Source organism: Nosocomiicoccus ampullae (assembly GCF_019357495.1).
GTDB classification, from domain to species: Bacteria; Bacillota; Bacilli; order Staphylococcales; family Salinicoccaceae; genus Nosocomiicoccus; species Nosocomiicoccus ampullae.
Window position 1 is genome coordinate 784,327 of the sequence record NZ_CP079110.1, and the last position, 18,945, is coordinate 803,271.

Consider the following 18,945-nt stretch of genomic DNA (forward strand, 5'->3'; position numbering starts at 1 on the left):
GAGGAGATGGCTAATATTTTACTCCGATTAAACATTAATAACTTTGCAGTTTTAGAAAATGTAGAGCTAGATTTTTATAATAACTTGACGATTATATCTGGTGAGTCCGGAGCAGGAAAATCGATGCTAATTGATGCACTTGCTTATTTAGCAGGAAAACGCGCCTCTATGGAAGATATACGTTATGATACGAGCGGCTTAGTGTTAGAGGGTGTGTTTGACTTTCCTGAGACTGAAAGGCTAAATATTCTATTAGAAGAATATAACATTCCCGTTGATGAGATATTTATCGTTAAAAGAGAAATCATGCATAATAAAAAAAGCATTGTAAAAATTAATAATCAAATGGTGACACTTGGACAACTTCAAGCAATTATGCGTGAAGTATTTACAATTCATACTCAAAATAGAAATGATGATTTACTTGAATCCGAGCAGCAAATTGATTATCTCGATAAGTATATAGAGTTATATGATGAAGATGATTTTCATACGTATCAAGAACTTTTCTATAAGTATGAAAAAATTCAAAAGAGAATTGAAGAACTTGAATATAAAGATCGAAATCGTCTTGAGCAACTTGAATTACTCGAACACCAATATAATGAAATACAACTTATGAATTTTAACTCACCAACTGAAGAAGACGACTTAGAAAAAGAACTCGAATATTTAACAAATTTCGAATCCGTAAACGAAGTATTTCATAAAATAAAAACAATACTTGAAGGTGATGTTAGTTTACAGTCACTCTTATATGAAGTTGTCCATCAACTTGAAACAATGAATCAATTTGATGAGAAGTACAAGCTCTATTATAATCAGTTAGAAGAAAGTTATCATTTACTAAATGAGCTAAATAGCGAAGTGACACATGATTTAAGTAATTTAGAATACGATGAAGAACGTCTTAATGAAATTCAAGAAAGATTGAATAATATTAATCATTTAAAACGAAAATATAACCAAACCTTTAAAGGTCTAATTGAATTAAAAGAGGCACTTGAAACTGATATAAATGATTTAAAAAATTTCAGTGAGTCATATGAAGAACTCATTTCTGAAAAAGAAAGGGTATTTAAATCATTAAATACGTACGCTAAGAAGTTACATCATATTCGTGATGATCGAAAAGACTTTTTAGAAAATGCGATTATTAAAGAATTAGAAGACTTAGACATGCAAGATGCTGAATTTAAAATTATTAATAAGGAAGGTCAGTTTAATAAATTAGGGTTTTCTAACGTCGAATTTTACATTACGACGAACAAAGGTGAACCGTTAAAACCTTTAAATAAGGTTGCTTCAGGAGGGGAAATTTCACGAATAAACTTAGCGTTAAGAACAATATTTTCAATGTTTGAAAATCAAGCGCTTGTTATTTTAGATGAAATTGACTCAGGGGTAAGTGGCAAAGTCGCAACAAAAATGGCAGAAAAAATGAAGTTATTATCAAAAACACGTCAAGTATTTGCGATTTCGCATTTACCTCAAGCTGCAGCTGTAGCTGATCATCATTTACATGTTCATAAAACAACGGTTAACGACCGCACGGTGTCTACAGCTGAATATTTAGATAATGAGACACATGTTAAAGAAATTGCAAGAATGTTAAGTGGATCGACAATTAATGAAGCAGCAATCAAAAACGCGGAAGAATTAATAAAGACGAGTAAACAATAATTATTGTTTCTCGTCTTTTTTCATAAATCTTTCTTGTGCACGATTGTTTTTACGTTCTCTATATAATACATAACCTGCAACAAACCATACACCTAAAACTAATAGTATAAGGCCAATTAAAAATTGTAAGACAAGTGAAGAAAATGGCCAAATCGTAATTCCAAATATACTATCACGTATTAATTTCACACCATAACCTGCAAAAATAACAGGAATTACTAAAATTAATAGTGCAATTATTTTTTTCATTGAATCAAACACCTGCTATTACTAAACTAACTTTCTCACTTAATTTAGTTTAGTCTAAATAATAGGACACGGCAAGTGAATAGCGCTTTAATCTTTACAAATAAAAAAATTAACATTACACTTTAATTATTAAAGTAAAGAGGTGCTATTATGGATTTAGATTTCAAAATATACATGGAAGATTTAGTAGAAAATGCTAGAAAAGAATTAACAGATGTTGGATACGAGCAACTTCTAACACCTGAGGAGGTAAATGAAGCGCTCGACAAAGAGGGTACTGCCCTTGTGATGATTAACTCAGTATGTGGATGTGCAGGTGGTATCGCAAGACCAGCGGCAATTCACTCACTAAACTTTGATAAAAAACCTACTCATTTATATACAGTGTTCGCTGGACAAGAAAAAGATGCGACTGAGGCAGTTCGTGAACGCACTCCAGACTTTTTACCTTCATCTCCAAGTTTTGCGTTTTTCAAAGACGGAAAAGTGGTAGATATGATAGAGAGACATGAAATTGAAGGACATGACGTAATGAGTGTTATTACGGATCTTCAAGCATGGTTCATGGAACACGGTGATGATATTTAAAAAAAGTGGTCCATTTTTGGACCACTTTTTATTATAGTGCTGTAAGGTAGCTAAGACCCATTAGTAAGCCTGAAACAACGATTAAAATAACCATTGCCCAAATAATAATGTTTTGCATTTTTTTTGGCATTTCATGAACCCTCATTTACTCGTATTTATATTTTTTATGATACTTGTAATATTAACAATAATCAACTAGGAGTGGAAAATTAATGAACAAAGAAAGAGTAGTAGAACTGTTGAAAGAATTAGTTCAAATTGATTCTGAATCAGGTGAGGAACGAGAGATTGCAGATTATCTATTTTCTTTATTTGATGAATTAGAACTTAAAGGTTTTGAAGATGACACACAAGAAAAAACTGGTTACGGTGCAGGTAACTTATTTTTTACGTTAGAAGGTAACAAAAACATCGAACCAATTTGTTTTATGGTTCATATGGACACAGTAAAACCAGGTAAAGGTGTTAAACCTGAAGTTAGAGATGGTTATATGTATTCTGATGGTTCAACAATTTTAGGTTCTGATGATAAAGCTGGAGTTGCAGCTGTAATAGAAGCAGTACGTACGATTAAAGAAAGTAACATTCCACATGGTGACATCGAAGTAATTGTAACTGTTGGAGAAGAAACAGGACTTGTTGGGGCTAAAGCATTTGATACTTCAGTTGTTAAAAGTAAAATCGGATATGCTGTGGACGGAACAGGGCAAGTAGGTACAATTGTAAACCGTGCACCTGCACAAAATAAAATTGAAGCTCATATTCACGGTAAAAAAGCACACGCAGGAATTGAACCAGAAGTCGGGGTTTCAGCAATTAACATCGCAGCTGAAGCAATTAGTAATATGACACTTGGACGAGTAGATGACGTTACTACAGCAAACGTAGGACTTATTAAAGGTGGAGAAGCAACAAATATCGTTGCAGACAATGCATATATTCTTTTAGAAGCGAGAAGTCTTGAAGAAGATAAACTCGCTAAACAAACAGCACATATCGAATCTAAATTAAAAGAAGCTGCTCATAAACTTGGTGGAGAAGTTGATGTTGATATTGACTTTATGTATCCAGCACTTCACTCTAAAGAAGATTCAGACGCTGTGAAACTTGCATCAGATGCAGCTGTAAAAATAGATCGTGAGCCAAATATTATCGCTTTAGGTGGCGGTAGCGACGGTAACATTTTTGCTGGTCAAGGTATCGACACAGTTATTTTAGGTCTAGGTTATGAAGAGATTCATACAACATCAGAAAGAATGCCACTTGAAGAATTATATAAAATTACAGAACTAATAATTAAAATGGTTGAATTACAAGCAACTAAATAACAAAAATGCCCGTTTATATAGACGGGCATTTACTCTATATATGGCTGCCACACTTGAATAATTGAAGGATCATCGATAGAATGTGTTAAACCTTTTATCAGTTCAATTGAAAAAGTGAGATCTAAATCGTTGTTTTCTTTAACGAGCCATCTTCTAAAAATATATTCGTATAAACTTTTTATTTCAGTCGACACTTTTCCGTCTGTTTCAAAAATTTGATAATCACCTGCTGGAATATATGTCGAATTAAACGGTGTGTTCATATCAGAAGCAGTTCCGACAAATACTTGTATATCTCCGTAGCTATATCTCTCCATTATAAATAACCCTTTAAATGATCCATTATTATGTTTTAAAATTTCAGCGATAATGCCACTATTTAAAAGGTAGTTTAAATATCTCATTTTCTTTTTATGATTATAATCATTCATATTAAAAAATTCTTCCACACCGATTAACCTAACCCCTTCAAGTGAACGCATTTCAGAAAACGGCTCTCGTTTAGTCGTTGGGTTAATTTCAAATGAAACTCTATGTTGAAGTGATATTTTATCTATATATTTATCGGTATCATAAACACTAATACCGAATTCTTTTTGATAGTCACTTTTAAATTTTGCTAAATCTTTATGGTTATAATATTTTATAATGTCTGTCAGACGTCGATGTCCCTCGTAAACCTCTAATGCGATTTCTGAAAGTTGACGACGTTTTTGATAATCAGTCGGTGACATACCAACTAATGCATTAAATAAAGTTAAAAAACTTTTTGATTCAACATCCATATCCATCAATACTTCGTCAAAATTAATATCTTCACGTAAATGATCTTCTATAAAAACAATAAACTGCTCAATAAAATGTATAGAATCCACTGTGTCACCTTACTTTCTTCTTTATATTATTCCATGATGATATCTAAAAGACAAGAATACTATGTTATAATTAGATTACTTTTATATGGAGGTCACTATGTATATAAATATATTAGGTTCTGCGGCAGGACTCCCATCAAAAACTCGTAAAACTCAGTCAATCATTTTAGATATGGTAAATGAGATTAACGAGTATTTTTTAATCGATGTCGGAGAAGCATTGCAACATCAGTTACTAAAAACATCTATTAAACCATCAAAAATCAACCATGTATTTATTACTCACTTACATGGTGATCATATATATGGCTTACCAGGATTTTTATCAAGTCGTGCGCATCAAGGTGGAGAAGGTAAACCACTCACAGTTTATGGACCAAAAGGTCTAAAAGAATGGTTAGATATTACATTTTCAGTTAGTGAAACGACTTTAAATTATCCAGTAGATTTTATCGAAATTAGTGATGGAGATCAGTTTAAAGTTAAAAACGTAGACATTACTTTAAAAAAATTAAATCATAATATTGACAGTTTCTTATATATTTTCAAAGAAGAAAATCAAAAAGGTGCTTTAAATGTTGATAAATTAAAATCTGAAGGAATTCAACCTGGTCCAATTTACAGTGAAATTAAAGAAAGTGAAACTTTTATGTATAACAATAAAGTTTACTTCACAAAAGACTTTTTAGGACCAGAAATTAAAGGAAGAAAAATTGCGATTCATGGTGATACAAGACCTGTAGAAGACATCAATTATTTAAATTTAATTAATCATTCAGATTGCATTATCCATGAGGCAACATTTTTAGATTATGAATACGAAAAAGCGAATGATTATTATCATTCTGAAATTCATAAAGTACTTGATATTCAAAAAGATTTGAATGTTAAAAAATATATTTTCACACATATAAGTAATAGGTATGAAGAAGATTTTTTAAGACAGTTTATAAATAACCTTCCAAACGATATTTTAATCGCACATGACTTTTTAAAAGTTGAAATTCCAAGAAAGATATAGAAAAATAGTCGCTTTTTTAGCGACTATTTTTCTTTCCAATTCTAAAAGCTTTTCTTTTATTATCCGGCTGTACCTTTTTAATATTTTCCATTTGACGATTATTTTTATATCGTTTTGTTTTAATTTTAGAGCGGATTTCATCAACAACCTCATCAGGAATACTTTCAGCATTGTAGTAATGTCGTAAATTTTTCTTTAATTGAGCGACACTGCTAACACCTTGAACGATAACCACATTTTTATCAATTAAATATTTATACGCAATCTCTTCAAGTGGATAACCGTATTCTCTTATCATAATGATAATTTCTCTTAATTCTTCGACAGAATATCCCATATAACCATGTTTAAATTTTGTTTTTAACGCATCATCATACTCTTCTGTTAAAAGGCCTTGCATAAGTGGTCCTCGTGCTAAAAATGTATAATTATCGTCTAAGTATTCTTCGCCTCGATTATCGATAATATTTAGCGGTGTCATTAAAACAGAAAGATTACTATTTTCTTTATAATAGTCGATGACATTTTTTCTCGTTGTCGATATTCCATAACTTTTAATATGACCATCATTTTTTAAAGATTCGAACGCTGAAATCGTATCATCCATGTTATCGTGTATTGTTCCACCATGCAGCATTAATAAATCAATAACATCTCTAGATAGTCTAAGTTTAGACTGATTAACCGCTTGTTTAATATATTCGCCATTAGGATTCCATCTAATTTTTTCTCTTAATGCTGAATCGAATTCATTTCCGACTTTTGTCCCGATTATATAGTCAAAAAATTGACCATAGTCATATAGAAATGAGCCAATGACAGCTTCGTTTTTACCATATTGGTATAAATCGGCTGTATCAAAGTAGTTTATTCCCTCTTCAAAGGATAATCTAATAATGTCACTTAACTCTTCACGATTATCAAGTGGTAGAGTCATACATCCTAAAGCAAATTGAGAAATGGACTGGTTATCTTTCGTTACAAAATATTTCAAAATATCACACCTAACGTATACAATTAATATATAAATAATTATAGCTTAAAAAATGTTTTGAATATAGAGAGGTATACAAATATGAATCAAAATAATAAGCAATTAATTGAGAAGAAGTTATCTAATGAAAGCATTTATAACGGTAAGATTATCGACGTTAATGTTTACGACGTAGAACTTCCAAATGGTGAAACGAGTAAACGTGAAGTCGTATATCATCAAGGTGCTGTTGGAATAATTGCAGTGCATGATGGTTATATGTATTTCGTAAAACAGTATCGAATCGCAACTGAAGAAGTGTTACTTGAAATTCCTGCAGGAAAAATTGAGCCAGAAGACGATGCAGAGAAAACGGCATTTAAAGAATTAAAAGAAGAAACTGGACTGGTGGCAGAAGATGTAAGAAAACTTCATGAGTTTTATGTTTCTCCTGGATTCTCAAATGAGAAAATTCATTTATTTGAAGCAAAAGGTCTATCTTTAGATCAGCAACAATTAGATGAAGATGAGTTTTTAGAACTGGAGAAAATTGAATTATCTCAATTAGAAGAGAAACTGATAAACGGTGCTTTTAGAGATGCAAAAACAGTGATTGGTGTACAACATGTTCTATATTCAAATGATTATAAATAAAAGACTTATTTACTGATTTTATTTAAACTATTTTAAATAAGCACCATTTCTAGTATAATTATGATTGAAAATCGGAGTGGTGCAAGTGAAATCGAAAATGAATACAGTAAAAGAACAATTGCATAAATCAGGTTATAAACTCACACCTCAAAGAGAAGTGACACTTAGTGTTCTATTAGAGAATAAAAGTAAACATTTAAGTGCGGAAGATATATTTCAGCGTGTAAAAGAGCAATATCCAGAAATAGGACTTGCGACAGTTTATAGAACGCTAGAGTTACTTTACGATTTAAAAATTATTGATAAAGCAAACTTCGGTGATGGTGTGTCCCGTTATGATTTTAAACAATCAGGTGCAAAACATTACAACCATCACTTAATTTGTGTAAATTGTGGTAAAGTCATTGAAGTTGAAGATGATTTACTTTATGACGTTGAAAAAATAGTCGAACATGATTATAAATTTAAAGTTTTAAACCATCGTTTAACTTTTCATGGTGTTTGTAGAGAGTGTCAATTAAAGGATGAATCAAATGAATAAAGAAAATGAAAGAGACGTCCATGATTATTTATCTTTTTTAAAGATTGAAAAAGGCTTATCAAAAAGTACTCTAGACTCTTATAAACAAGATTTAGTTCTATACCAAAATTTTTTAGAAGAGCGTCAATTAACATTTAATACAATAACACCGACGGATATTATTCAATTTTTAAAGGTTGAAAAAGAAAAAGGTAAACGTTCAAAAACACTTGCCCGTTTACAATCGACTTTAAAAAATTTCCACCAATTTTTAATTAATGATGGAAAAACTGAGAAAAATCCTGCAGCTTTATTAAATAGTATTAAAGTAGAACAAACGTTACCAGATAGTTTGTCAATTGAAGAGATGGAGATTGTTTTGAATACACCTGAAGAGACAACAGCAGGCATACGAGACAAGGTTATGATGGAACTATTATATGGTACAGGTATTCGAGTATCTGAACTAATCGATATGAAGACATTAGACGTTAACTCTGAGATGGGCTTTATTTCTGTTATGGGTAAAGGTCAAAAAGAAAGAATTATCCCAATTACTGATTATGTTGCAAGGTTACTTAGAGAATATATTGAAAACACTCGTATAGAATTGTTAAAATCAAATGATACAGATGCTTTATTTATAACAAATAGAGGAAAGCCATTTTCTAGACAAGGTGTTTGGAAAATGATTAAAAAATATGGTCAAATGAGTGGTGTGTTAAAAAACATAACACCACATACGTTTAGACATACATTTGCCACACATTTAATTGAGAATGGTGCAGATCTTAGAATTGTCCAAGAACTGCTTGGTCATACGGATATTGCAACAACGCAAATTTACACACATTTATCTAAGAAATCTGTAAAAGAGATGTATGATGAGTTTCATCCTCGAAAATAAAGGAAGAAGGTTTAATAATGTTTAATAGAATACATTTAGTTGTATTAGATTCTGTAGGAATTGGAGAAGCAAAGGACGCAGAAGAGTTTGGTGACATCGGTGCGCACACATTAAAACATGCACTACAATCTAAAGATGTAAAGCTACCAAACTTGGAAAAATTAGGTTTAGGTTGTATCGATGACTTACCAAATGTAAATTGTGTAAAAGAAAATAAAGCATTTTACACTAAAATGAGTGAAATTTCTCGTGGTAAAGATACGATGACTGGTCACTGGGAAATTGCTGGACTTAATATTAAAACACCATTTAAAACTTATCCAAATGGATTCCCAGAGGAACTCATCCGTCAAATTGAAGACAAAACAAATCGTAAAGTTGTATGTAACTTACCTTATTCTGGGACAGATGTAATCGATGATTACGGTGAGGAACATATGGAATCAGGTAATATTATAGTATATACATCTGCAGATCCTGTTTTACAAATTGCAGCGCATGAAGATATCATTCCGGTTGATGAGTTATATGATATTTGTGAGACTGTACGTGAAATTACATTAGCCGAAGAGTTTTTAGTTGGACGTGTGATTGCACGACCATTTATTGGAGAAGGTAAAGGAAAATTTACACGTACTGAAAATCGTCATGACTATGCATTAAGTCCATTTGAACCGACAGTTTTAGATGCCTTAAAAGAAAATGACTACACAGTGTATGCTGTTGGTAAAATCAATGACATCTTTAACAGTCAAGGAATTACGGATATGGTTCGTACAAAAAATAATATGGACGGTGTCGACAAGCTACTTGATGTTATGGATAAAGACTTTAAAGGCTTATCATTTACTAACTTAGTAGATTTTGATGCGGTATATGGTCACAGAAGAGATAGTGAAGGTTATGCGGATGCTTTAAAAGAATTTGACGACCGCTTACCAGAAATATTGGATAAATTAGACGATGATGATTTATTAATTATCACTGCAGATCACGGTAATGATCCAACGTTTAAAGGGACTGATCACACACGTGAATATGTCCCGTTACTCGTAACATCTAAAAAAGATTTAGACTTTAAGGAAATCAAAGCTCGTGATTCATACAGCGATGTCGCAGCTACAATTGCAGAGAACTTTGATGTTTCATTTAAGACACATGGAGAAAGCTTCTTAGGAGAATTAAAATAGATGAATAAATCAAAAATATTCTTGTTTTTATTTATTTTAATTGTTTCACTTATATGGGGCTATGTGTACTGGATGTACGTCGTCTGAGACTAAACTTTATGTTTAGTCTTTTTTCATTATAAAGTTGGAGGTATAGGATGAAAGGTTATGAGGTTAAGCTCGATGCGTTTCACGGTCCACTTGACTTACTACTACATTTAATAAGGGAATTAGAAATTGACATTTATGATATACCGATGAGTGTTCTTACTGAGCAGTATATGAATTATATTCAAAAGATGAACGCACTAGAAATTAATGTTGCTAGCGAATATTTGGTGATGGCAAGTGAATTATTAAGAATTAAAAGCAAAATGTTGCTACCAGAACCTCCATTAGAAGAATTTGATGAAGATCCAAGGGAAGAACTAGTTACCCAGTTACTTGATTATCAAAACTATAAAATGTACTCTGAAGAATTAAAGCAATTAAAAGAAGAAGCTGAAAAATATCTAGTAAAGGCACCACATGAATTTGATGAGGTTTATGTTAATGAAGAGTTGTCGATTACTTTATCTGAATTAATGGACGCATATAACAAAGTAAGACAAAGAGTAGAGGTACAAACATCTACAAGTTTTATAGAATCTGAATCATATACACATGAAGATGCTGTTTCATTTTTAGAAGATCAATTTAAACATTCGTCTAAATTATCTTTAACAGATTTGTTTTCAAAAGATGTAAAAAATCATCAAGTTGTTCAAGTGTTTTTAACATTGCTTGAATTTTTAAGTTTAAACATATTTAAAGTAGAAAATAATAACAATGAATATATATTTACAAAACTAAAGGAACAAGAAGAATGGATTTAAAGAAGATTGATATTATTGAAGCGATGCTGTACTTAGCAGGAGATATTGGTGTTAAAGAATCTATTTTGATAAAGCATGTACCAATCACAGAGCAAGAATTAGAAGAAGAAGTAAAGAAGTATAATAAGCCACATTTTATGATTTTAAAATATGATGATATATTTTATTTAAAAACCACACCTTTAGTAGAAGAATATGTCGTAAAATTACTCGAAGAACGACCAAAAAACAAACTATCAAATCAAGCCTTGGAAGTATTGTCTATCATTGCGTATAATCAACCAGTAGCAAGAGGTGTTATTGAAGACTTAAGAGGTGTTTCACCCGATGGTCCAATTAATACGTTATTAAACAAAGCTTTAATCGAAAGAGTTGCAATTAAAAATGATCGCCGAACATTTTATAAAACAACTCAAACATTTTTAGAGGTTTTTGGACTAGAAAAAATCGATGACTTACCAAATGCTGATGAAATAGAAGAAGATGAGCATATTGAACTATTTTTCAGTAATTTAAAAGGAGAAGATAATGAGTAAAGTAAGATTAAATAAAAAAATTGCAGATGCCGGAATTACTTCAAGAAGAAAAGCAGAAGCTTTAATATTAAATGGTCAAGTAAAAGTAAATGATGAAGTATGTAAAGAACTCGCAACTTTTGTCGGTCCAAAGGACAAAGTTCAAGTGAATGGAATTGAAATTGAAAATGAGGAACCAATTTACATTTTATATCATAAACCGACAGGAGAAGTTTCTACAGTAGAGGATGATAAAGATCGACGCACAGTCGTCGATAAATTCGACCACTTGAACACTAGAATTTATCCTGTTGGCCGTCTTGATTATGATACGTCAGGTATTCTACTTTTATCTAATGATGGTGAATTTACAAATTACATGACACATCCACGTTACGAAGTAGAAAAGACATATCGTGTAAAAATTGATCGTAACTTATCTAATGAAGAATTAAAAGAATTAGAATACGGAATTATGTTAGAAGATGGTAAAACAGCACCAGCAAGAGTCGAAATTATTCGAGATAAAAAAAGTATGGATATGATTGTTCAAATTACGATAATTGAAGGTAGAAATCATCAAGTAAGACGTATGTTTGAATACTTCGGTGCTGAAGTCAAAAAATTGAAAAGAATCGGTTATGATTTTTTAACAATCGAGGGAGTACCAACTGGTGATTATAGATTTTTAACGCCACACGAAGTGAAAAAGTTGATTGGTCATGCTAAAGCAGTTTCAAAATGATTCAAATTTGTCATATTTGTGACTAATCAGCTATTGATTTATTGTTATAATTTAATTATATATTTCTAGGAGGCTATAGCGAGTGAATAAGAAAGCGCGAAATATATTACGTATTACGATAATTGTAGGCATCGTTATTTTAACAGCTGCCACATTATGGTTTAACTTTAGTTCTAAAAATCAATCGACAAAAGTTGGTGATACTGCGATTGACTTTAAATTAAAGACAACTGATGGTGAAGATGTTCACTTATATGATATAACAAAAGATAAGGGAGTTATTTTAAATTTTTGGGGGACTTGGTGTAAACCATGTCGTGAAGAGATGCCCGATTTAAACGAAGCTTATGTTACTGCTGATAATGATGATTTCATTATTATTACAGTGAACGTCTCTGAAAATAGTCAACAAATTAATCAGTTCTTATCTGGATTACCAGAAGAAATTAGCCTTCCAATGGCTATGGATAAAGATCGCAGTGTAACTCAAGCATATAATGTAGGCCCATTACCTACAACTATTGCGGTTGATAAAAACAATAAAATTGTTAAAAAACAAGAATATCAATTAACTAAAGAGGATATTCAAGACTTTATTAATGAAGTAACAGATTAAGGTGAGTGAACATGTCTAAAGAAAATGAATATATTGAATGTCCACATTGTGGTCATGTCAATCCACCAGGGACTCAACTTTGTCAGTCATGCGGGTTATTAATCAATGATGATTATGACAAAAAGAAAATAAAAGACGTTATGAGATATGATGGAAGTGCGGTCCGCTCTAAGGTAAGATCTTCTTCTGTATTTGATAAGATTTGGATATTTTTCACATCCATTCGTAATGGTGTAATTATTATTGCACTAATCGCAATAGCATCAGCAATTGGTACAATTTTACCTCAAGAGTATTTCATTCCTGTAGGTGTTGATGCCGCAGATTATTATAAAGAGCATTATGGAACTTTTGGTACACTTTACTACAACTTAGGATTCCATAACTTGTATTCTTCTTGGTGGTTTTTACTTTTAAATGCGATGCTTGCATTATCAATTATTGCAGCGTCAATTGACCGCGGTGTACCATTATTTAAATCTTTAAAAAATCAAGGTGTTAAAAAGCACCCTTCGTACTACAAAAGACAACGAATATATTTACATAATGAAGAGGCATCAAAAGATGATGTAGAGAGTTTAGTCAAAGATTTAGAGAAAAAAAGATACAATGTACGTAAAGAAGAGAACTCTTATTTACTTGAAAAAGGTCGTCTCTCAAGATACGGCCCTTATATTAACCATACTGGTCTTATAATTTTACTGATCGGTAGTATGCTTAGATTCTTCCCAGGAATGTATTTAGATGAACTCGTTTATGCGTCAGAAGGTGAAACGGTCAAATTACCTGGAACTGATAGTAAATACTATATTAAAAATGATGAGTTTATTGTTGATACGTATGATAAAGACGCAGGGACCGTCTTTGATAAGTCACTAGAAAATCAAGGAGCACTTGCGAGTAATTATCAAACAAATATTACATTTTATGAAAATGAATCTTCAGATATCGTCGGGTCAGAACCGGAATTAAAAGAAATTGATCGTGCGGAAATTAAGGTAAACCATCCATTTAAATTTGATGGTTATCATTTATATCAATCAAGTTTTGATAATTCTGCAATGAAATCTATGACATTTGAATTACAAGATGATGATGGAAATGTCGTTTCTGAGCCATTTGAAATTAACTTAAAAGACCCTGAAGAGGAATTCACGGTTAAAGGTACAGATAATACTGATTTTGACATTCGTCTAAGAGCATATGCTCCAGACTTTCTAGAAATCGGTTCTAATGGTGGATTAATTTCACAGACTCCGGTCCCAAGAAATCCAGCATTTATTTTTGAAGTTAAAGACAATGATAATAATGAAGAGTATTCATTAATACAAATACAAAATACGACAGAGATATCAAAAGACAATATGTATAATGTGAAATTTGTATCGATGGAAAACGAAATGGCTAGCGTTCTAACATTGAAAAAAGATAAAACATTGTTCTTGATTGCTTCAGGATTTATTATATTCCTCATTGGAGTGTTCATAGGATCATATATTAATCATAGACGTATATGGATTAACTCTGATAATGGTTTAACACTCGCTGCTCATACGAACCGTAATTATTATAGTATTTCAAAAGAAATTAATGAAATACTTGAAAAACACAATTTAGGAAAAGTAGTAGACAGTGATTCTAAAGTTCATGATGAACGAATGAAAGGATAATATTTATGTCAGATCATTTATTTTTACAAATCAGTAATATATCTATTTATATCGGATTTATATTACTGCTAATTTCGCTTATTCCACTCGGTATGAGTATTAGCTCTAAAAGATCTTCTAGATATGCAAATATCGCAGTTTGGATAGTTACAATCGCATTTATTTTAGAACTAACTTACTTTATATTTAGATGGCTAGCGACTGGACATGCACCGGTGTCAAACTTATTTGAGTTTATTGCGATGTTCTCAATTATGCTTATATTTGGTTATCTCGTCACATATCATTATTATAAAACGAAAGTATTGGGATTATTTGCAATTCCTATTTCGTTATTATTACTTGTATATGGTGCACTTTTCTCAACAGATGTTGCACCATTAATCCCAGCATTACAAAGTAACTGGTTAGCTATTCACGTAATCACAGTAACAATTTCATACGGAATTTTATCGATGAGTGCAGTTGCAGGTATTATTTACTTAATAAAAATTGTACCTGCAGATGAAAAGTCATGGAGAACATTTTTCTTAGAAGGTATTTCTTATTTTGTCATTGTTATCTTTACATTTATGATAATGATGATTGTTATGAGAGGGATTGTGAATTATGAAGCTGATTTCTTTTATGTAAATCAACAAGGTGAAGAAGCAGTTGTAACATATCACTTACCGAGCTTAGTAAATTATGACGATTCCATTCCTGTTAAAAATATCGGTGGAAATGAATATGATAAGGCTGATCATTTTACAACTGGAATTGAATTACCACCAATTATAAAAGCACACTCATTAAACACAGTCATTTGGTCAGTTGGAGTTGGCTTAATTATTTATGGATTACTTCGTTTAATAGCAAGAAGAAGACTCTATACGTTATTTAAGCCACTTGCTAATAAGGCTGATTTAAATTTAATGGATGACATTGGTTACCGTTCAGTAATTATCGGCTTCCCATTATTTGCATTAGGTGGACTATTCTTTGCTGCAATATGGGCACAAGCTGCATGGAGTAGATTCTGGGGTTGGGACCCTAAAGAAACATGGGCTTTTATAACGTTTATGTTCTACACAATTTTTCTACACTTACGTATCAATAGAGGCTATGAGGGAGAAAAATCAGCATGGTTAGCTGTCGCTGGATTCTTCTTAATACTCTTTAACTTAGTTGCAATTAACCTGATTGTTGCTGGCTTACATTCATATGCTTAAAGGTGGGATTATATGCCTAAACGTAAGATTTTAGTTGTCGATGATGAAGAAAGAATTCGTAAACTCGTTATTCTTTATTTAGAAACAGATGATTTTGAAGTCTCTGAAGCAGAAAATGGCGAAGAAGCTTTACAACTCGCCTTAAATGAAGATTTTGACTTGATTATTTTAGATATTATGATGCCAGGTAAAGATGGTATTGAAGTAACAAAAGAGTTAAGACAACATAAATCCACTCCGATTCTCTTACTCACAGCAAAAAGTGAAGAGAATGATATTTTAGAAGGCTTTGAGGCTGGAGCAGATGATTATGTAAAAAAGCCTTTTTCACCACGAGAAGTGTTGCAAAGAACAAAAGCAATATTAAAGCGATCATCTGAAACAGCATATATGAAATTTGATACAAATAACCGTGATATAATAATTTTTGAACATTTAGAGATTGATAATGATGCACACCGAGTAACTGTTGATGGACAATATGTCAATTTAACACCTAAAGAATATGAATTACTATTATTTTTAGCTGAAAACCCAGATAAAGTATTTGATCGTAAAGAATTATTAAAAGAGGTCTGGAATTATGAGTACTATGGAGATTTAAGAACTGTAGATACTCATATTAAACGATTAAGGGAAAAGTTAAGCGATGTATCAGTAGATGCAAGCTTAATGATTCAAACTGTCTGGGGAATTGGTTATAAATTCGTGGTTTCTGAATGAACTTAAGAGATAGTTTAGTCGTAAAACTGTGGTTTACTATTATTGTAATAGTTACCGCAGTTTTAATTATATTGTCTATAAGTTTAACGTTTTACTTTAAAAATTATGCTTTAAATAATAGTGAAAATAATCTTTTAAATGATTTAGAACGTATTGAGCAAGAAATTTTAATGCATCATGAAGATGCAATAAATACTCAAAAAGTGCATACAGAAAACAATTTAATCGTCTATCAAAATGGTCGTTACGTATCAGCAAACTCTGAAACTGATAAAATAATATTTGATTATATTATTAATGATAGAGAATCAAACAGTGATACGCTTTTTATTAAACATGGTGAAAATAAAGAGTATATGGCTAAAGTTTTAAATATGTCACAGTATTATGATACTGATACGCTACTCATTAAATACTCTGATATGTCTCCGATTTATAAATCGATTCGTGATATTACGATGATTATTTCTATTAGTGCGTTTATTATATTTATTGTGACAACACTATTTTCATTTTTACTCATTCGTAAAATTACAGATCCACTAATTGCTCTAAGAGATGCCTCTTTAAAAATGGCGAGTGGACAGTTTAGTGAACTCGACGTAAAAAGTTTTGATGAAATTGGTGAATTGACTCTTGCATTTAACAAAATGAGTGAAGATATTAAAGATAATATTAGAAATTTAGAACATGAAAAAAATTTACGAGAGTCTATATTTACTTCGATTTCCGATGGTATTTTATTTTTCGATAAAAATAATAATACTATTTTTAGAAACAAAGAAGGCGATATTTGGTTAAAAGAAATCATTCAACAACAATCTCTTGTCGATACGATTAATCTATATTTAGATAGAGCAAAAGACGATTTTGAGTCATTTTCAATAACTGAATCGATAAACGAGGATACGTACGTTGAAATATTCTTTACACCAGTCGTCTATTCCGAAAATATCGGTGTGACAGTTACTATTCGCAATATTACGAGCGAGAAAAAACTAGAAGATATGCGTGCAGAATTTATATCGAGCGTTTCTCATGAATTAAAAACACCTATGGTCATGATCACTGGTTATAGTGAAGCACTATTAGATGGAATTGTTACTGATAAAGAAGAAGTTAATAATATGCTTAGTATTATTAAAGATGAATCTGATCGAATGAATCATTTAATTAATGAGTTAATTGAAGTAAATAAACTTGAGTTTAATTCCGAATTATTTAATATTAAAGATAATGATTTTAATTTACTTATGAATGATATTGAAAAACGATTTAATTATGAAGCAAAAGATAATGATTTGAATTTTGAGATTGTAAATAAGTTAGAAAATCCAATATTCCCTTTTGATTATGATAAAATGTATCAAGTATTTACTAATTTAATTGATAATGCGATACGTTACACAACTTCTGGTGATTCTATCATAATTACTCTTAACGAAAATAAGAATGATATTACTATTAAAATTGCCGATACTGGAATCGGTATGAAAGCATCAACATTAAATCGTATTTTCGAACGATTTTTTAAAGAAGATAAAGCAAGAACTCGTGGTAAACAAGGTACTGGGCTTGGATTAAGTATCGTAAAAAGTATCGTTAATAAACATAATGGTACAATAGATGTTGAGAGTGAATACAATAATGGCACAACTTTTATAATTACTCTAAGTAAAGAGGGGCAACAATGAAGAATTTTCATACGTATAAAATATTAATGATTAGTATTTTATCTGCAATTTCATTTATTTTAATGTTAATAAGCATTCCATTACCATTTTTTCCACCATTTTTAAAATTTGATATTGGTGACTTACCAGCTTACGTTGGTTTTGTAGTTTTTGGTGGAGGTGTTGGAGTATTAATTATTGTTATAAAGATAATTATTTATGGATTTATAGTATCAAGTGAACCAATTGGACCGATTGCTAACTTACTTGCATCACTAAGCTATTTATTACCTTTATATTTAGTGTACGTAAGAACAAAAACAAAAAAATCTCTTGTTATCGGTATAATTGCCGGTACTATTGCTATGACACTTGTATTATCAGTACTAAACTATTTTATATTACTTCCGTTATATGGAATGATTCTTGATCAAAGAGATGTTTTTGAGAATGTGAAGACATTAGTCACTGCTGGAATTATTCCATTTAATATTGTTAAAGGTATTTTACTTGGATTGGTGATTTACTTTGTTCATATAAAAATTATCCCAATTTTAAAGAAACAAAATGAAAAAGGACAACACTAATATAAAAGTGTTGTCCTTTCTTATTATTCAAATTTTAAAGGGTCACCATCGAAACTCTCATCTGCAACTTTTATAGAATCCGTCGGACATCCTAAAAAGGCCATCTCTAATTCATCTAATAGTTCTTCTGGAACAGGAGTAATACCTTGATTATTATCTAATATAGAATAAGAGATACCGTCATCGTCATAATCAAAAATATTCGGTGCAGATGCCCCGCATGCACCGCAAGCGATACATGTATCTTGATCGGAAATTGTATATTTTAAATTCACCTAATGTCACCTCTTCAATAAATCAATATTAAAGTTTTTAAAACACCTTTTCAACTCATTACACTTACTAATTAGGAAGATTTGAATA

At 31.1% G+C, this 18,945-nt stretch carries 21 protein-coding genes; 17 read left to right on the top strand and 4 right to left on the bottom strand.

From position 1 onward, the window contains the following. Positions 1-6 precede the first annotated feature (6 nt). Positions 7-1,683, top strand: coding sequence for a DNA repair protein RecN (gene recN / locus KPF49_RS04025; protein ID WP_183674829.1), 1,677 nt, complete (start codon positions 7-9; stop codon positions 1,681-1,683). Here the strand turns inward: recN and KPF49_RS04030 are convergent, their stop codons facing one another. Next, the gene (locus tag KPF49_RS04030; RefSeq protein ID WP_183674825.1) at positions 1,684-1,932 is read right to left on the bottom strand and encodes a DUF2627 domain-containing protein; all 249 of its coding nucleotides are present in this window, start codon (positions 1,930-1,932) and stop codon (positions 1,684-1,686) included. Between the two features lie 150 nt (positions 1,933-2,082). Here KPF49_RS04030 and KPF49_RS04035 point away from each other — a divergent pair, with 150 nt between their 5' ends. Next, positions 2,083-2,520 (top strand): BrxA/BrxB family bacilliredoxin, encoded by a 438-nt coding sequence (locus tag KPF49_RS04035; protein ID WP_040928324.1) that lies wholly within the window; start codon positions 2,083-2,085, stop codon positions 2,518-2,520. A 212-nt stretch (positions 2,521-2,732) separates the two neighbouring features. After that, entirely contained in the window at positions 2,733-3,848 is a 1,116-nt protein-coding gene (locus KPF49_RS04040) for a M20/M25/M40 family metallo-hydrolase (protein ID WP_183674821.1), read from the top strand. Between the two features lie 29 nt (positions 3,849-3,877). Here the strand turns inward: KPF49_RS04040 and KPF49_RS04045 are convergent, their stop codons facing one another. Continuing rightward, the gene (locus tag KPF49_RS04045) at positions 3,878-4,723 is read right to left on the bottom strand and encodes an effector binding domain-containing protein (RefSeq protein WP_183674818.1); all 846 of its coding nucleotides are present in this window, start codon (positions 4,721-4,723) and stop codon (positions 3,878-3,880) included. 97 nt (positions 4,724-4,820) lie between these two features. On the opposite strand from KPF49_RS04045, the gene rnz reads away from it, so the two are divergent. Beyond that, the gene (rnz, locus tag KPF49_RS04050; protein ID WP_183674815.1) at positions 4,821-5,744 is read left to right on the top strand and encodes a ribonuclease Z; all 924 of its coding nucleotides are present in this window, start codon (positions 4,821-4,823) and stop codon (positions 5,742-5,744) included. Between the two features lie 16 nt (positions 5,745-5,760). On the opposite strand, the gene KPF49_RS04055 is transcribed toward rnz, so the two are convergent. Beyond that, positions 5,761-6,738, bottom strand: coding sequence for an aldo/keto reductase (locus tag KPF49_RS04055; RefSeq protein ID WP_183674812.1), 978 nt, complete (start codon positions 6,736-6,738; stop codon positions 5,761-5,763). An 81-nt stretch (positions 6,739-6,819) separates the two neighbouring features. On the opposite strand from KPF49_RS04055, the gene KPF49_RS04060 reads away from it, so the two are divergent. The 13 genes from KPF49_RS04060 to KPF49_RS04120 all read left to right on the top strand — a co-directional run bounded on the left by KPF49_RS04060 (position 6,820) and on the right by KPF49_RS04120 (position 18,582). Then, positions 6,820-7,371 (top strand): NUDIX hydrolase, encoded by a 552-nt coding sequence (locus KPF49_RS04060; protein WP_183674809.1) that lies wholly within the window; start codon positions 6,820-6,822, stop codon positions 7,369-7,371. A gap of 97 nt (positions 7,372-7,468) precedes the next feature. After that, positions 7,469-7,912, top strand: coding sequence for a ferric iron uptake transcriptional regulator (fur, locus tag KPF49_RS04065; RefSeq protein ID WP_221265265.1), 444 nt, complete (start codon positions 7,469-7,471; stop codon positions 7,910-7,912). Continuing rightward, the gene (xerD, locus tag KPF49_RS04070) at positions 7,905-8,798 is read left to right on the top strand and encodes a site-specific tyrosine recombinase XerD (protein WP_183674803.1); all 894 of its coding nucleotides are present in this window, start codon (positions 7,905-7,907) and stop codon (positions 8,796-8,798) included. Before fur ends, xerD begins: the two co-directional genes overlap by 8 nt. A 17-nt stretch (positions 8,799-8,815) precedes the next feature. After that, a complete protein-coding gene (gene deoB / locus KPF49_RS04075; protein WP_183674801.1) occupies positions 8,816-9,988 on the top strand; it encodes a phosphopentomutase in 1,173 nt (390 codons plus the stop codon). A gap of 137 nt (positions 9,989-10,125) precedes the next feature. After that, positions 10,126-10,842: a segregation and condensation protein A gene (locus tag KPF49_RS04080; RefSeq protein ID WP_219490059.1), complete on the top strand. Its 717-nt coding sequence runs from the start codon at positions 10,126-10,128 to the stop codon at positions 10,840-10,842. After that, a complete protein-coding gene (gene scpB, locus KPF49_RS04085) occupies positions 10,833-11,378 on the top strand; it encodes an SMC-Scp complex subunit ScpB (RefSeq protein WP_183674965.1) in 546 nt (181 codons plus the stop codon). The genes KPF49_RS04080 and scpB overlap by 10 nt, the downstream gene beginning before the upstream one ends. Next, positions 11,371-12,102 (top strand): pseudouridine synthase, encoded by a 732-nt coding sequence (locus KPF49_RS04090; protein ID WP_183674798.1) that lies wholly within the window; start codon positions 11,371-11,373, stop codon positions 12,100-12,102. The genes scpB and KPF49_RS04090 overlap by 8 nt, the downstream gene beginning before the upstream one ends. A gap of 82 nt (positions 12,103-12,184) precedes the next feature. Next, the gene (locus KPF49_RS04095) at positions 12,185-12,718 is read left to right on the top strand and encodes a redoxin domain-containing protein (RefSeq protein ID WP_183674796.1); all 534 of its coding nucleotides are present in this window, start codon (positions 12,185-12,187) and stop codon (positions 12,716-12,718) included. A gap of 11 nt (positions 12,719-12,729) precedes the next feature. Further along, on the top strand, positions 12,730-14,388 hold the full coding sequence (locus KPF49_RS04100) for a cytochrome c biogenesis ResB family protein (protein WP_183674793.1): 1,659 nt from the start codon (positions 12,730-12,732) through the stop codon (positions 14,386-14,388). Between the two features lie 5 nt (positions 14,389-14,393). Continuing rightward, positions 14,394-15,599: a cytochrome c biogenesis protein CcsA gene (ccsA, locus tag KPF49_RS04105; protein WP_183674788.1), complete on the top strand. Its 1,206-nt coding sequence runs from the start codon at positions 14,394-14,396 to the stop codon at positions 15,597-15,599. Positions 15,600-15,611: 12 nt separating this feature from the next. Beyond that, positions 15,612-16,322: a response regulator transcription factor gene (locus KPF49_RS04110; RefSeq protein WP_183674785.1), complete on the top strand. Its 711-nt coding sequence runs from the start codon at positions 15,612-15,614 to the stop codon at positions 16,320-16,322. After that, positions 16,319-18,016 carry a sensor histidine kinase gene (locus KPF49_RS04115; protein ID WP_183674782.1) on the top strand — a complete coding sequence of 566 codons (1,698 nt, stop codon included), beginning with the start codon at positions 16,319-16,321 and terminating at the stop codon, positions 18,014-18,016. Before KPF49_RS04110 ends, KPF49_RS04115 begins: the two co-directional genes overlap by 4 nt. Then, positions 18,013-18,582, top strand: a complete 570-nt coding sequence (locus tag KPF49_RS04120) for an ECF transporter S component (RefSeq protein WP_183674779.1) — start codon at positions 18,013-18,015, stop codon at positions 18,580-18,582. The genes KPF49_RS04115 and KPF49_RS04120 overlap by 4 nt, the downstream gene beginning before the upstream one ends. 23 nt (positions 18,583-18,605) lie before the next feature. Here the strand turns inward: KPF49_RS04120 and KPF49_RS04125 are convergent, their stop codons facing one another. Further along, positions 18,606-18,857, bottom strand: a complete 252-nt coding sequence (locus KPF49_RS04125; RefSeq protein WP_183674776.1) for a ferredoxin — start codon at positions 18,855-18,857, stop codon at positions 18,606-18,608. Between the last annotated feature and the right edge of the window lie 88 nt (positions 18,858-18,945).